14 protein-coding genes are annotated in these 15271 nt (G+C 31.7%); 2 read left to right on the top strand and 12 right to left on the bottom strand.

Annotated elements, in window-relative coordinates; all coding sequences use genetic code 11:
- Positions 1–6 precede the first annotated feature (6 nt).
- Together rhaB and BX659_RS11950 are read right to left on the bottom strand one after the other, a co-directional pair.
- The gene (rhaB, locus tag BX659_RS11955) at positions 7–1479 is read right to left on the bottom strand and encodes a rhamnulokinase (RefSeq protein ID WP_097018513.1); all 1473 of its coding nucleotides are present in this window, start codon (positions 1477–1479) and stop codon (positions 7–9) included.
- Positions 1480–2079: 600 nt separating this feature from the next.
- Positions 2080–3129, bottom strand: coding sequence for a hypothetical protein (locus BX659_RS11950; protein ID WP_097018512.1), 1050 nt, complete (start codon positions 3127–3129; stop codon positions 2080–2082).
- A gap of 955 nt (positions 3130–4084) precedes the next feature.
- Here BX659_RS11950 and BX659_RS11945 point away from each other — a divergent pair.
- Positions 4085–4846: a DeoR/GlpR family DNA-binding transcription regulator gene (locus tag BX659_RS11945; RefSeq protein WP_097018511.1), complete on the top strand. Its 762-nt coding sequence runs from the start codon at positions 4085–4087 to the stop codon at positions 4844–4846.
- 66 nt (positions 4847–4912) lie between these two features.
- Here BX659_RS11945 and BX659_RS11940 read toward each other — a convergent pair whose 3' ends face one another.
- The 7 genes from BX659_RS11940 to BX659_RS11910 form a co-directional block, all read right to left on the bottom strand.
- On the bottom strand, positions 4913–5800 hold the full coding sequence (locus BX659_RS11940) for a Cof-type HAD-IIB family hydrolase (protein WP_172431930.1): 888 nt from the start codon (positions 5798–5800) through the stop codon (positions 4913–4915).
- A gap of 331 nt (positions 5801–6131) precedes the next feature.
- Positions 6132–8459: a glycoside hydrolase family 3 N-terminal domain-containing protein gene (locus BX659_RS11935; protein ID WP_097018509.1), complete on the bottom strand. Its 2328-nt coding sequence runs from the start codon at positions 8457–8459 to the stop codon at positions 6132–6134.
- Between the two features lie 59 nt (positions 8460–8518).
- Positions 8519–9304 (bottom strand): histidinol-phosphatase HisJ family protein, encoded by a 786-nt coding sequence (locus BX659_RS11930; protein WP_097018508.1) that lies wholly within the window; start codon positions 9302–9304, stop codon positions 8519–8521.
- A gap of 83 nt (positions 9305–9387) precedes the next feature.
- A complete protein-coding gene (locus BX659_RS11925; RefSeq protein ID WP_097018507.1) occupies positions 9388–9777 on the bottom strand; it encodes a VOC family protein in 390 nt (129 codons plus the stop codon).
- Positions 9778–9822: 45 nt separating this feature from the next.
- Positions 9823–10365 (bottom strand): sugar O-acetyltransferase, encoded by a 543-nt coding sequence (locus BX659_RS11920; protein WP_097018506.1) that lies wholly within the window; start codon positions 10363–10365, stop codon positions 9823–9825.
- Positions 10366–10563: 198 nt separating this feature from the next.
- Positions 10564–11997 (bottom strand): glycoside hydrolase family 1 protein, encoded by a 1434-nt coding sequence (locus tag BX659_RS11915; protein ID WP_097018505.1) that lies wholly within the window; start codon positions 11995–11997, stop codon positions 10564–10566.
- Between the two features lie 776 nt (positions 11998–12773).
- On the bottom strand, positions 12774–13034 hold the full coding sequence (locus BX659_RS11910; protein WP_097018504.1) for an ABC transporter ATP-binding protein: 261 nt from the start codon (positions 13032–13034) through the stop codon (positions 12774–12776).
- Positions 13035–13209: 175 nt separating this feature from the next.
- Between BX659_RS11910 and BX659_RS11905 the strand changes: the two genes are divergently transcribed.
- The gene (locus tag BX659_RS11905) at positions 13210–13626 is read left to right on the top strand and encodes an arsenate reductase ArsC (protein WP_097018503.1); all 417 of its coding nucleotides are present in this window, start codon (positions 13210–13212) and stop codon (positions 13624–13626) included.
- 51 nt (positions 13627–13677) lie between these two features.
- On the opposite strand, the gene BX659_RS11900 is transcribed toward BX659_RS11905, so the two are convergent.
- The 3 genes from BX659_RS11900 to BX659_RS11890 all read right to left on the bottom strand — a co-directional run bounded on the left by BX659_RS11900 (position 13678) and on the right by BX659_RS11890 (position 15189).
- Entirely contained in the window at positions 13678–13908 is a 231-nt protein-coding gene (locus tag BX659_RS11900) for a thioredoxin family protein (protein ID WP_097018502.1), read from the bottom strand.
- A gap of 96 nt (positions 13909–14004) precedes the next feature.
- Positions 14005–14976, bottom strand: a complete 972-nt coding sequence (locus BX659_RS11895; RefSeq protein ID WP_097018501.1) for a permease — start codon at positions 14974–14976, stop codon at positions 14005–14007.
- Between the two features lie 3 nt (positions 14977–14979).
- On the bottom strand, positions 14980–15189 hold the full coding sequence (locus BX659_RS11890) for an ArsR/SmtB family transcription factor (protein WP_253250767.1): 210 nt from the start codon (positions 15187–15189) through the stop codon (positions 14980–14982).
- Positions 15190–15271 lie beyond the last annotated feature (82 nt).

Raw genomic sequence — 15271 nt, 5'->3', positions numbered from 1 at the left:
CTCCTTCTAATTTTGTAGCTCTTTGAATTTTATCCAATTATTCTCTACCTCTTCTAAGGAAAGATTAGGCGTATAATTTTTGATTGTAAATGAATTACTGACTATCTCTCTTGCTTCTTCTAATGAATCAATATACCCTAAAGCAATATATTGCACCAATAAATTTCCTATTGCTGTTGCTTCTATCGGACCTGCATATACCTCTAAACCAGTAATATCAGCAGTTAATTGGTTTAAGAACTCATTTTGAACCCCTCCACCAATGATATGAATCTTATTAATCTCTTTAGTAGTTACCTCTGTTAACTCTTCTAGTACTTGCTTATATTGGAAAGCCAAACTTTCAAAGATACATCTAGCCAGCTCACCAGGTTTTTGAGGTACTACTTGCTCTGTTTCTTGACAATATTTTTTAATCTCTGCAATCATACTCTCAGGATTTAAGAACCTACTATCATTAGGGTTGATTAAAGAGTTAAAAGCCTGCTCTTCTTTTGCTAACTCTACTAACTCACCAAAGTCATATTGATCATTAAGCTCTTTCTTAACCTCTTGAATCAACCATAATCCCATGATGTTCTTTAAAAATCTATTAGTTTCATAAGCTCCACCTTCATTGGTAAAGTTATATTCTAATGCCTTTTTAGTACAAATTGGCTTCTTAGTCTCTACCCCCATTAAAGACCAGGTTCCAGAGCTGATATAAGCATAATCTGCTGAATTGGTCGGAACTGCTACAATTGATGAACCAGTATCATGAGTAGCAGGAGCAATCACCTTCAACTCTTCTATATCTAAAGACTCTTTTAATTCATCTTTAATCTCTCCAATTACTGTCCCAGGCTTGACTGGATCATTAAATATACTGCTAGGAATATCTAGTTGCTTTAAAATCTCTTGATCCCAACTTTTAGTACTAACATTAAATAATTGAGTGCTAGTAGCATTTGTATATTCATTACTCTTCTTTCCTGTCAATAGATAATTAAAGTAATCAGGAACCATTAGAAAAGACTTGGCTTCTTCTAAATATTCAGGGTCTGATTTCTTGACAGCATAGAGCTGATAAATTGTATTAAATTGCAAGAACTGTATGCCTGTCTTATTATAAATCTCTTCTTTAGAAATAATATCAAAGACCTCTTCCATTACCCTATCAGTTCTATGGCAGCGATAAGATACTGTATCACCTATAACTTCATTAGCTGAATTAAGTAATACAAAATCTACTGCCCAAGTATCAATGCCAATGCTTTCTATATCATTACTTTTGCTCTTCTTAATTCCTACTAAAATTTCATTATAAAGCTTATCAAGCTCCCAACAAGCATGTTCATTTCCTTTTTGATCCCTTTTGTTTGTTATTTGGTTTTTAAATCTGTGTATCTCTTCTAGGCTTATCATATCATCTTCTAATGTCCCTTGAATAAGTCGTCCACTAGAAGCACCAATATCTATAGCCAAAGATCTTATCTCCATGTTACCTCCTCCTAGCATCTGTAAAACTAATTTATAAATTTCAATATTTTTATTTATTTAATTTTCGATTACTTCACTAAATTAACATAAAAATAGAGTCCATTAAATCCCTAACTAAAATTGATCATATCTAGTCAGGTTATACATATTAATGAACTCTTATATTAAAATAATAATCTTATAAACTTATATTCATTATAATTACTATAATGTACTATTATAACCAGAAACAACTGATAAAATTCTGTTTTACCATTTTTGTTTTTTTGGTTTTCTTTTGTTGTATTTTTATTTTAATATATTGCAAAAAGAAAGTCAAGAATTAATTGTTTGAATTTCAAGTTAATAAACAAGTAGATTAGAATAGATGCCTTTAATTACATATAGATTATATTATCCCCATAAAAACAAATAAGGTATTCCCAGCATTTCTATAAAATAAAGCTAACAGACAAGCTTTACAGCAGAAATATTGGAAATACCTAACAGTTTTATAAAGAAGAATATAAGGGGTTTTATTCTAAGACTGTTCTAAAACTTAACTCATAACATAGAGTTATATTTTTTACTCTATTTCAATCAAATAGTACTTTTTATTCTTTAAAAAATTATAAAATCAACCTGCATACGAGCTGCTGTAAAATCATCGCCTGCTTCTCTAGTATGCCATTTATCTGTTGAAATTCTTTCTCCATTCATAACAAATCCAGTAAGCAAAATACCTCTTCTAATAACATAATGTCCACCCAAGACAACTCCTTTAAAATTATCGATATGAGCCCCATAAAAATCATTGTCAAGACCTCCATCAAGAGTAGCATTAGCAGGATTTTTATGATATGTGGCAAAAAGATCCCAAGAATGACCTGGTGCCCAAAAAGCAGCCTCACCATACTTTAATCGAGCCATATAACTAGTATCATCTGTATTTATAGTAGCTGTATCTAAACTGGCTGTGGCACCTGCTACAGTAGCAGAAAAATGATGTGGTAACTTGGTATCAAAACCAACCTCATAATACTGATTATCATAGTCACGATTCTGATGATAAACTCCTTTAATATTAGTCTTATCAGATAACTTGTAAGCAAGCTCTACAAAGTCATATTTACCACCATGCTCGTCACCATAAATATCATAATAATATTGATTTGGATACTCATCATTACCCTTACCTTCTAATGAACCAGAAAATACTGTAGCTTTAAGCTTATCATTAAAATTATGAGCTAATTCTACCCCTCTGACGTTGGTATTATAACCGCCACCACCTTTAACCAACCCATAACCGACAGAATCTGCACCAAAGTTACCAACTCTAAGGTTATAATCACCAAGTGAAGTTGTTACATATGTGTCAACAGTATCAGTAGTATAATTTCCAGTGTATCTCATCTCCTGATAGTTATTTGTATGGAAATGAACCGCTGTTCTGTCATCAATCAGATAGCTAGCAGTAATATCTGCATTAATCGCATTTTTCAATACTCCTCTATCTCTAGCCGCACCATTACTATCATCCCCATAGTCATATCTAAAACCTAAATAACCAGAGAACTTTACTTTCTCTCCACCTATCGCAAAAGCAGAGTTAGCAGTACCAATTATCAGAACAAACATCAAACTCATTATTAACAATTTCTTTTTCATTTTTATCCCTTCTTTCTATTTATTTTAATATTAAATCTTTTCAATAACATTCACCCTACTAACTGATATAGGTGATATTTTTAAAATTTACTGATAGCGGTTATTAAGTTATTGGTCTTATTTATAAAGAGTATATAAGTTATCAAAAAAGAATGAATCAGGCTATATCTCTTTAATACTTAGTATTTCTAATATTATTCTCTACTGCAAATGCTGGTGAAACTATAACCATAGTAAATTAAGTAACCAAGAAACTTTTTCGTAATCCCCCCTTTTGTTGAGTACTTAAAGCTATCTAAGATTTTAATAGCTTTTGAATATTATAAGAATGGCAATTTCTTGTTTCCTTCTATCACCCCCTTTCAATTTTAAAGTAAAACTATAACATTTTAATTTTTATTGCTTATATTAATTAAGTTATTTGGATTTATTATCATATTCAATATAAAATAGAGCCCATTATATCTTCTCTGTATAAACCTAAAAGATTTACGTCAGACCAAAGATAGTAACGGACTCTCATATTAATACTTATTTTATAGACTTATATCCATTAACTTAAACTTGTTACCCAATAGTTGATAAAAATCATATTTTGTTTTATTCTTGTTTTTGTTTTGTTGTTTCGTTATTTATTTTGTTATATTTTTATTTTAATATCAATGCAAAAGAAAGTCAAGGCTTAATTTATAATAACTTAACTTTTTATCATATTTTTTATCAATCACAGATAGATTATTACTATAAATTTAAGGTAATATTCATCTTATTAATCTCATTTAAATAAAATTACGAAACATTATTTTGATTTTGTTTTTATTTTGATTTTTTTTATTTTTAGACTAAAACCGCTTTGAAACCAAATATCTTCTTTTAGTTATTTCATAAATATGTTATAATTAGCTTATAAAAATAACCACAGGATAAAATATAAATTTAAAGGAGAGTTTTAATTATGATTGCTGAGGAAAGAAGAAAAGAAATCATTAAAATAATAAATGAAGAGAATGCTGTTAAAGTTAAAGATTTAAGTAAAGCCTTTAAAGTGACTGATGAGACTATTAGATCAGATTTAAATAAATTAGAGGAAGAGAATTTACTTAAAAGGACTCATGGCGGGGCAATTGCTATAGATACAAACAGTGAATTATCTTTTCATATAAGAGAGAATAAATATAAAAAAGAGAAGAAAGAGATTGCTAAAAGGGCTTGTCAATTCATTAACCCTGGTGATACAATCTTTATGGATGCCAGCACTACCTGCCTTTATCTAGCTAAGGAATTGATTGATTTTGAGCAGAATATCAATATTATAACTAATTCCAATAGAATAGTTTATGAGTTATCTAAAAATGAGAATATTTCTGTTATCTCTACAGGTGGTCTATTAAGAAGGAGCTCTCTTTCATTTGTAGGACCTTTAGCCAATAAGAATATCAACAATTACTATGCTAATAAGGCTTTCTTATCCTGTAAAGGGATCTCAGTTGAGCGTGGGGCCACAGAGATTAATGAATTGGAGACTGAAACAAAATCTAATATGGTTAAAAGAGCTAATGAAGTAATAATTTTAGCCAACCATACTGCTTTTAATGAGATTGGACTTTCGCAGTTTGCTACTTTAGATGAGATAGATAAAATTATTACTGATAGCTCAATTGAAGAGGAGATTATTCAGAAATTTGGTCAATTAAATAAAGAGATTATCAAAAGATAATACCAATAATCAACTAATTTCCAAAGATAAAGGCTAATTTTAATTAGCCTTTATCTTTTATTTTAACTAAGCTTTAACTACTAATAACCTAGTCAATATTTTTGCTACCCCATCATCATCATTACTTTCAGCTATGATATCTGCTTTCTTCTTCAACTCACTAAATTCAGAGTTTGACATTGCTACCGAGGTTCCTACAATATCAAAGAGTTCTAAATCATTTCCCCCATCTCCAAAAGCAATACAGTTCTTAACATCAATTCCTAGTTTATCTGCTAAATATACTAGTCCTGTTCCCTTAGATATATTGAGGGGATTTATCTCTAAATTGTCTTTAGAAGAACTGCTTAGTTTAAATTTCTCTCCAAAGCTTTCTACAATTCTTTTTTTAAAGGATTCCATTTCATCTATTTTACCCATTACATCTATCTTTTGCACGGCTAAAGAACTATTTTTTAGCACCTCATAAATATTATCTGAGGTCTTTCGTGAATTAAATAATCTGATTAACCGCTTTATTAAGGCAAAGCTTTTAAAGAGATTCAATTTATTCTTAAATACTCCCTTGTGAGATAAAACCATCTTAATAAACTTTAATTTACTCTTCATATAGATCTCTTCTGGAGCAGCTAATGAATAATTAAGTGAAGGGTAACTTTCTATTATTTTAAGTAAAGAGATAGTATCTTCTTGACCAATAGTTCGATTAAAGATAATCTCGCCATTAAAGTCTGTAATATGACTACCATTATTGGTGATATAAGCTAAACCTGCAATATCCTTGACTACACTTCTAGCTTCATGATAATTTCTCCCAGTAGCAATAGCAACCTTATAACCCTTTGAAATCAATTGCTTTAATATTTCTTTATTCTTTGGTGAGACCTCAGATTGTGAATTTAATAAAGTTCCATCCATATCTAACAAGACCATCTCTATTTTATCATTAAACATCCCTATCATCTCCTATATACAAGTAGAAGAACTTAGACTTTAAAGTCTAAGTTCTTCTAAATATAATTTTATCTAATAACTAAGTCTATTATTACTTTCCTACTCAAATAACCAATCAATCATCTCTTGATTCTGTAATGCTGGAACCCATGAAAAATATTACAGTTCCTGCTTCATACTCTATATATTTATCATAAAGATTTATTAAATTGATGATATCATAATATCTAATTTCAAAACTACATTTAATCTATAAGTAATAAGCAGCTAACAACTATCTGAATAATTGTTGTCTACCACTCATTACTTATTATCACTTCTGTAAATCAATTTAATTTGTAGGCTCTAAAAGATCATTAACCTCTTCTACTATTAAATCTTTTTTTAGCTTAAAGAAAGCTCTTCTTCTAATATCTCTTGATGAAGCACCGACCCTTAATTCATACTTACCTGCTTCTGCTAGCCAAGCTGACTTATTTTCATCAAAGGATGCCAATGTCCTAGCATCAATTTCAAAGCTAATAGTTTGGGTCTCTGCTGGCTGTAATAATTTCGTCTTAGCAAAACCTTTTAATTCTTGGATAGGTTTATCTAGTTTATTAGCTGGTGCATTCAAGTATAACTCTACTACCTCTTTCCCTGCTACCTTACCAGTATTTGTTATATCAACTGTTACTCTTATCTTATCCTTAAAGATATTTGAGTTAAGTTTTAGGTTACTATATTCAAAACTAGTATAGGATAGACCGTAACCAAATTCATAAGCTGGCTTAATATCAAACTTATCATAGTAGCGGTACCCTACATAAATTCCCTCTTCATAAACTACTTTACTTGGGTCTACTGGATCATCTCCCGGGAAATTAGCTGCTGATGGCACATCACCATAATCCATAGGGAAGGTCGTTGCTAATTTTCCAGATGGATTTGCTCTTCCTGATAATACATCTGCTATAGCATAACCTGCCTCTTGCCCAGGCTGCCAAGATAATAAGATTCCATCTACTTTATCCCTCCAACTAGCTACCTCGATTACTCCACCTATATTAAGAACTACTACTACCTGCTTACCTACCTTATGATACGCATTGGAGACTCTCTCTATCATCTTCTGTTCTTCATCTGTTAAGAGAAAATCACCTTTCTCATTCTTTCTATCGCCACCCTCTCCAGAATTTCTTACTATTACAATTACTCCTATATCTGTCTTTTCAACTACTGCTGAAATTTCATTATCTCTTAGGGGCTTTTCTGGAATTTGGGGCTTCTGTTCAAAGAAACTATGAGGTGGTTTTTGATACTCTTTTAATCCTCTTAATGTGCTAACATAAGTAGCATATCTAGCTAATAAATCTTGATCTAATTCAAAATTCTCATCTAATCCTTTGGCAATAGAGATAGTATAGGCTGTATTTACATCACCACTACCTGTTCCACCCTTGATAGTTTCAATCTGTCCATTACCAAACAGACCTATCTTTGCATCAGAATTTAAAGGCAATACTTTCTGCTTATTCTTTAAAAGTACCATCCCTTCTGTTGCTACTTGGCGTGATATCTCTGCATTGGTCTTAAGCTTTGGTTTATTAGAGTATCTGTACTCTTTAAATCTGGGAGTTTGAAGTACCATTTTAAGAATATTTTTAAGGTTTTTATCTAGGATTTTTTCATCTAACTTTCCACTCTTTACAGCATCTATTAAAGCTTGGGTTTGATTAGGGGTACCAGGCATCAATAGGTCATTCCCTGCTTGCATTTGAGCAACCACATCAGATACACTGTTTCCTTCCTCAAAGATTACTTTAAGACTCTCATAACCCCCAAACCAATCTGTCATCACAAAACCTTTAAATCCCCATTCATCACGTAAAATCGTCGTTAATAATTCCTGATTTGCTGATGTATAACTCCCATTTAATCTATTATAAGAGCTCATTACTGACCAAGGCTGTGCATCCTTTACTGCTATTTCAAAACCACGTAGATATATCTCCCTTAAAGCTCTTTGTGAGATTATTGCATCAACACTTAATCTATTAGTCTCCTGATTATTTGCTACAAAATGCTTGATAGTTGTCCCTACTCCATTATCTTCAACACCATTGACCACTGCTGCAGCCATCTTACCTGAGATTAATGGGTCTTCAGAATAATATTCAAAGTTTCTTCCTGTTAAGGGGTTTCTGTGGATATTCAAGGCTGGTGCTAACCAGATATCTACACCATACTCTTTGATCTCCTCGCCTACTGCATCTCCTACTTCCTTAGCTAAATCAGTATTCCAGCTAGATGCAATCGCTGTTGCTACAGGAAAGGCTGTAGCATAGAAAGTCTCCTCTGTTCCCTCTCTAGTAGAATTGATTCTAAGCCCTGCAGGACCATCTGCTAATACAATAGCTGGTATTCCAAAACGAGGAACTCCATTGATATTTCCTGCTGCTCCTGGCACACCTGCATCAGTTAAACCAACCAAGGATTCTCCTGACATCCCTGGACCAACCAAGATTGATACTTTCTCTTCTAAGGACATCTCAGCAACAACCCTATCAATAGATTCCTCATCTGTTAATTGAGCTTCTGCTAAAGCTCTTTCTTCATTTAAGATAAATATGCTAAAAACTAATAATAGAACTAAACTAATTTTAAAGATATTGAACATTTACCAATCACTCCTTTTTAATTTATATTAGTATCTTGTAGATACGTTTATAACAATGATTATAACTTATGAAAAATAGGCTTCATCTTTTCAAAGGTACAAAATTCTTTGTAGCCTAGTCTTTTAAGCTCTTCTTTTACATAGACAATCTTATGACCTACATCCTCTTCTTGATGAGTATCTGAGCCTATTGTAATAATTTCCCCACCTAATTCTCGATATAACTTTAATATTTCTTTGGAAGGTGTTAAATCTTCTAAACCATAGCGGAAGCTAGAGGTATTAACCTCAATTCCTTTTCCCTGCTTAATTACCTGAGTTAAAATTTCAGTCACAATATCTTTTATCTCTGCAAAAGGATATTTTCCTAGTTTATCATACCTTGTAATCATATCTAAATGCCCCAAAACACTATAATCATCATACTCTCTTATCACCTTTAATATCTCTTCATAGTATTTTCGATTATATTCCTGCTGTGTCTTTCCCTTTTGAAAATTTTGTGACCAGAACTCCTGATTATTTACTTGATGGCAAGAAAGAATAACAAAATCAAAGTCATATCGATCAAAATCCTTTTGAAACTGATTGATTGTATGTACCTGCATCCCAAATTCAATTCCAAGCTTGATAGTAATTTGATTCTTATATTTTTCTTTACATCTTTGAAACTCTTTGATATAAGCAGTATAATCACAATTTAAATCTCCCTTTACTTCATAATCCACATGCTCAGTAAAGCAGATCTCATCAATTTCTAATGATATTGCTTTTTTAATTACATCCTCCATCTCATAAGTAGAGTCATTGCTGAAATTTGTATGCATATGATAATCAGCCAACATCTAAAAGCCTCCTTTTAACCTCAAATAAATCCTAATTCATAAATTAATCTAAAATATTATTTAGAAGTTTTAAATCTATCTTTTTAAGTAGTTATTTCAATTCTATTTCCATCTGGGTCTAGAATTACACTTTCAAAATATCCATCACCGGTCATTCGAGGCTCACCTATAACCTCATAACCATCTTCTTCTAACCTCTCTGTAAGAGCTAAAACTTTGTTCTTACTCCCAACTGAGATTGCAAAATGAATTAATCCTAGACACTGATCAGCAGTATTATTTAGGTTTTTAGGTATTGATGGCTTATGCATAATCTCTAAGCGACACCCTTGATCAAAAGATAAAAAATATGATTCAAAGTTTTTAGACTCATTAATATATTTATCTCCTGCTGTAGCATTAAAGTATGTACTATAAAATTCCTTTAATCTTTCAAGATTATCAGTCCAAATTGCGATATGTTCTATTCTCATCGTCTTTATCCTCCTAGATATTAATTTTATTAATTGATTATAATACTAAAGCTCCTTAATGATTTTAGCAGGATTTCCTCCTACAACTACATTATCAGGTACATCCTTAATAACAACAGCACCAGAAGCTACTACAACATTATCACCAATAGTAACACCTGGATTAATTACAGCACTGCCCCCAATCCAAACATTATCACCAATTGTTACTGGCTTACCATATTCTGCTCCTGAAACCCTTAACTTAGCATCTAATGGGTGGGTAGCAGTATAAATAGATACTCTTGGTCCTAACATACAGTTCTTACCTATAGTAACTTTACAGACATCTAAGATAATACAATCAAAATTGGCATAGAAGTTATCTTCAAGATAAATATTACTACCATAATCACAGCGAAAGTTTGGCTCAATATAAAATCGCTCCCCAGTACTAGCAAAGAGCTCTTTAAGAATATCATGTCTGTTCTTATCTGTTGATTCATTAAAAAGTCGTGTCATTTTTCTAGCATTAATTCTTTCTAAGACCAATTGCTCATCAGCAGCATTATACAACTCTCCAGCTAACATCTTCTCTTTTTCTGTCATTTTTTCACCTTCTTATTCTAATATAAGTTATCTTTAATTATATCTCTAACTTCAAAAATTTAAAACAATTAGAAAAAAGAGCCAATGCTAAATACACTTACAAATAGGTATTAATCCTGGACTCTTTTATCTACTACTATACTTTTATGACCTCTAAATGAAATTGATATTATATTATTTTATTGCTAAATAATGATATCACTCTTCATCTTCAAGTAATATTTGACCATTACTTGCTATTACATCTTTATACCAGTCAAAACTCTTCTTTTTATATCTTGCTAAAGTTCCTGTTCCATCATCATAACGATCTACATATATAAATCCATAACGCTTTCTAAGCTCTGCTGTCGAGTTACTTACAAGGTCAATACACCCCCAGGTTGTATATCCCATCAGTTCTACTCCATCTGCAATTGCTTCTGCTACTTGTACTAAATGGTCATTTAAATATTTTATTCTATAATCATCATTCACTGTTTTGTTGCCAGCTTCATCAGTTATTAGCTCATCATAAGCTCCTAATCCATTTTCAACAATAAATAAAGGCTTTTGATATCTATCATACAATTGATTTAAGATATATCTTAATCCTTCAGGATCTATTTGCCAGCCCCAATCAGATGCTTCTAAGTATGGATTGGGTACTCCTCCTAAAAAGTTCCCTTCCCCTTGAGTATTTTTTTTGGGATCAGAAGTTGAGCAAGAACTCATATAATAGCTAAAGGAGATAAAATCAACAGTATACTTTAATGTCTCCTTATCCTCAGTACTAATATCAAGCTCGATATTATTCTCTTTAAAGACTCTATTCATATATTTTGGATATTCTCCTCTAACATGAACATCGGCAAAGAAGAGATTCTGTCTATCATCCTGCATTGCCTTAATTACATCACTTGGCTTGGGTGTTAAGGGATAGTTAGGAATACCTAAAATCATACAACCTATTTTGAAATCAGGATTTATCTCATGACCTACCTTTACTGCAAGAGCACTTGCTACTAATTTATGATGTATAGTTTGGTATAGATCCTCTTTACTTAACTTATCTTTTGGTGTCCATACTCCTGCACCCATATATGGATAGTGTAATGTCGAGTTGATTTCATTAAAAGTAAGCCAATACTTGACTTTATCTTTATATCTTGTAAAGACAGTTCTCGCATATTTTTCAAAGAAATCTATCAGCTTTCTATTCTTCCAGCCATCGTAATTTTTAGAGAGAGCGAGGGGAGTTTCATAGTGGGAAAGAGTAACCAGTGGCTCGATATCGTATCTTGCTAATTCATCAAATACTTTATCATAAAACTCCAAACCTTTTTCATTGGGCTTGCTATCATCTCCATTAGGGAAGATTCTTGACCAAGCAATTGACATTCGAAATACCTTAAATCCCATCTCTGCAAATAAAGCTATATCTTCTTTATATCTATGATAAAAATCTATCCCAACAAGCTTCATATTATCTTCTGTTGGCTTGTCTGTTCTTCCTCCTTTTATTCCTTGAGGATATATATCTTGAATTGATAGTCCTTTTCCATCCTCATTATATGCCCCTTCAAATTGATTAGCAGCAGTTGCTCCACCCCATAAAAAATTTTCTGGAAATTTCTTTTCTAGTTTATTCATAATTTCCTCCTTGTAATTCTTACTTAATGTTATTTTAAGCCTCTAAAAGTATTTATAATCAATAATATAACCTCTTCTTTCAATTAACAAGTAGGTATTTATACCTTGGTCTATACCAAGATTGATAATAAAAAATTTTCTTTTATCTATTTATTTTGAAATAATTCCTGATAGTTCTTAAACTTCTTATATGGTTCTTATATCCTCAAAGCTTTAGTAGTGGTATATACCAATAAAATTATATGTTAATTATAAGAAATATAAATTCAATTGTCAAGTTTTTAATTAAGCTTTAACCTACTAGAGTCCAATAATTAATGGTATAGTCTTATCTACAAGGGAACCACCTACTAAGACGCTTGTTGTAACCTCTTTATACTTATCACCTCACTATTTTACAATTGATTATATCACTGATTTATCTCAGGTAGAAAATACTTAGAGATAAATCAAAATACTATCCACAAAATTATAATCAAAATCAAAAAATTGATAAATAAAAAAACACCTCTCAGGATTATCCTAAAAGGTATTCATATTTCTTAAATTTTATTATCTAATCTCACTAGTATTATATAACTCCCATAATATAGTACCTTTATATAGATAAACAACCTTAAAAAGAAATTTATTTTTTACTCCCCTCTTAAGATTAAGAGGGGCTGGGGGCGTTGTGAGATTTTAAGAACTCAAACTCACCCCTAACCCCTCTCTTCCCTACGAGTCTTAAATGAGACTCTCCGTATTACTCTCTCAAGAGAGGGGAAAATTACATTCTAGATTTGTTTATCTATAATAGCGTTCTGAGCTAACATAATCACTTCTCTTCTCAACTCAACTGGATTGAGTTGATTAATATCTTGACCCTTATATAAAAGAGTTCCTGAATCTATACTGATCATATTATTCAACAATTTTAGTAAGGTTGACTTACCTGCTCCACTAGGACCAATGATTGTAGTTATCTTATTATCTGGAAATCCTAAGCTATCAAGCTCTAGGATATTCTTAAACCTAACCTTTTCTAGATTAAACATTAAATTTACCTCTAGATTACTTTTATTCTATAAAAATATTCATATTCCTATTTAATATTATACCCAATCTTTAATTTAACATAATATTAACAGAGAACAAACAGGTTATTAACTAATTGATCTTGAAATTATTAAAAATACTAAATTTCATTATTATTTATGAGGAGGGCTTGAGATGAATAAAACTAAAGTATTATTTCTTTGTACAGGTAATTCTGCCCGTAGTCAAATGGCAGAAGCATTTTTAAGAAAATATGCCAGAGAAAAATTTGAAGTGTATAGTGGTGGTTTAGATGCTAAAGGGATAAATCCTTATACTATTAAAGTAATGGATGAAATAGGAATAGATATCAGCAAGCAAGCGTCTACTCCACTTAAAGATTATTTAGGTAAAAAACACTTTGGATATTTAATTACAGTATGTGCAGATGCTGAAGAAAACTGCCCAACCTTTCCTGGAGTAACTAAAAGGTTGCATTGGGCTTTTGAAGACCCAGTAGCTTTTGAAGGTAATGAGGAAGAGAAGTTAAATAAGTTTAGAGAAGTAAGAGATAAAATTGAAGAGCAGATTAAAAAGTGGTTAGCTGAGTAAGATTATTAAAACAGGTCACAGGGGATAATTATCCCCTGTGACCTGTTTTTTTTATTTAAGTAATTCTTTAATCTTTTCTATACTAGGTACTCTTCCTTTGACCTTAACCTGACCATCAATCGCTAAGCCTGGAGTGTTCATAATCCCTGCTTTAGCAATCTCAGCAAAGTCCTCTACCTTCTCAATCTCTACATCAAGACCTAGCTCTTTAGCAGCAGCTTGAGCATGATCAGCCAAAGTAACACAGTTAGTACAACCTGGACCATAAACTGTAATCTTCATCTTAACACCTCCTTATTTTAGTAATTAGTAACTAGTAATTGGTGATTGGTTAAAGAATTTACTAATTACAAATGACTAATTACCAATCACTAATATCTACATCACAAAATTAAATAAATAACCTATCCCTATAATTGATAAACCTACTACAGTAACAAATATAGTGATTAACTTAGGCTTAATTACCTTTCTTAGAATAATCATTGCTGGTAAAGATAATGCAGTAACAGCCATCATAAAGCTTAATGCTGTTCCTGTTGCTACTCCTTTACTCATTAGAGCTTGCACAATTGGAATTGTACCAACAGCATTAGAGTATAATGGAATTCCAAATAGAACTGCTAAAATAACTGCAAAAGGATTTCCTTCTCCTGCATATTTAGCTAATAAACTAGCAGGGGCATAACCATGAATTAAAGCACCAATTCCTATTCCAATAAAGACATACTTCCAAACACGCCCAACTATCTCTTTAACCTCACCTTTAGCAAATTCAATCTTTCTTCGCCACATTTCCTTCTTACTTTCTTGAGCAAGAGCTTCACCTTGATCTTCATCATTGATTTGAATCTGATAAACATACTCTTCCACTTCATCTTCTAAGCCTAAAGCTCCAATAATAATTCCACCAACAACTCCAACTACTACTCCACTAATTAAATATAGTGTGCCTATCTTCCAGCCAAATAATGAGTATAACATTACCAAAGCTATCTCATTAACGATTGGAGAGGTAATCAAAAAGGAGAATGTAATTCCTAAAGGTACTCCTGACTCAATAAAACCAATAAAAATTGGAACTGATGAACAGGAACAGAAAGGAGTTACTACCCCTAAAATCGAAGCCAATACATTACCAACATATTTTTTCCTATGGCTCAATAACTTCTTAGTCTTCTCTGGTGAAAAGAAGCTTCTTAAAATGGAGATAAAGAAGATCATCACACTCAATAGGAATAAGATTTTGATAGTATCGTAAAAGAAGAAGTGAACTGACTCACCTAAGCGAGTCGCTCCATCAAAACCTAACCAATCATAAATTACTAAATCTGCAAACCATTTAATCATCTGTTATTCCTCCCTTGTTAAACTTTGTCTAGTCTCATCTAACTGATCTAATAAAATCTCCTTAGATAGTTTTAAAAGCTCTCTAATATTATCACTTTTTAAATTATAATAAACCTGTAAGCCATCCTTTCTACTTTCAACTAGGTTAGCTGTTTTGAGCTTACTTAAATGTTGAGAGATATTAGACTGGCTCTGATCTAGCTCTTCATAGATAGTACAGACACATAGTTCCCCATCTTTTAATAGCTCTAGATCTGAATTCTAATTGGATGGGCTAATCCTTTGAATAAGTTAC

Source organism: Orenia metallireducens (assembly GCF_003001995.1).
GTDB lineage: Bacteria > Bacillota > Halanaerobiia > Halobacteroidales > Halobacteroidaceae > Orenia > Orenia metallireducens_B.
Note: the sequence above shows the minus strand (reverse complement) of the source record. Positions and strands in the feature narration are given on the sequence as shown.

What these genes read in the sequence shown, in the direction of transcription:
- rhaB (WP_097018513.1), bottom strand. Translation starts at nt 1,479, where the DNA reads ATGGAGATAAGATCTTTGGCTATAGATATTGGTGCTTCTAGTGGACGA.
- BX659_RS11950 (WP_097018512.1), bottom strand. Translation starts at nt 3,129, where the DNA reads ATGAAAAAGAAATTGTTAATAATGAGTTTGATGTTTGTTCTGATAATT.
- BX659_RS11945 (WP_097018511.1), top strand. Translation starts at nt 4,085, where the DNA reads ATGATTGCTGAGGAAAGAAGAAAAGAAATCATTAAAATAATAAATGAA.
- BX659_RS11940 (WP_172431930.1), bottom strand. Translation starts at nt 5,800, where the DNA reads ATGTTTAATGATAAAATAGAGATGGTCTTGTTAGATATGGATGGAACT.
- BX659_RS11935 (WP_097018509.1), bottom strand. Translation starts at nt 8,459, where the DNA reads ATGTTCAATATCTTTAAAATTAGTTTAGTTCTATTATTAGTTTTTAGC.
- BX659_RS11930 (WP_097018508.1), bottom strand. Translation starts at nt 9,304, where the DNA reads ATGTTGGCTGATTATCATATGCATACAAATTTCAGCAATGACTCTACT.
- BX659_RS11925 (WP_097018507.1), bottom strand. Translation starts at nt 9,777, where the DNA reads ATGAGAATAGAACATATCGCAATTTGGACTGATAATCTTGAAAGATTA.
- BX659_RS11920 (WP_097018506.1), bottom strand. Translation starts at nt 10,365, where the DNA reads ATGACAGAAAAAGAGAAGATGTTAGCTGGAGAGTTGTATAATGCTGCT.
- BX659_RS11915 (WP_097018505.1), bottom strand. Translation starts at nt 11,997, where the DNA reads ATGAATAAACTAGAAAAGAAATTTCCAGAAAATTTTTTATGGGGTGGA.
- BX659_RS11910 (WP_097018504.1), bottom strand. Translation starts at nt 13,034, where the DNA reads ATGTTTAATCTAGAAAAGGTTAGGTTTAAGAATATCCTAGAGCTTGAT.
- BX659_RS11905 (WP_097018503.1), top strand. Translation starts at nt 13,210, where the DNA reads ATGAATAAAACTAAAGTATTATTTCTTTGTACAGGTAATTCTGCCCGT.
- BX659_RS11900 (WP_097018502.1), bottom strand. Translation starts at nt 13,908, where the DNA reads ATGAAGATTACAGTTTATGGTCCAGGTTGTACTAACTGTGTTACTTTG.
- BX659_RS11895 (WP_097018501.1), bottom strand. Translation starts at nt 14,976, where the DNA reads ATGATTAAATGGTTTGCAGATTTAGTAATTTATGATTGGTTAGGTTTT.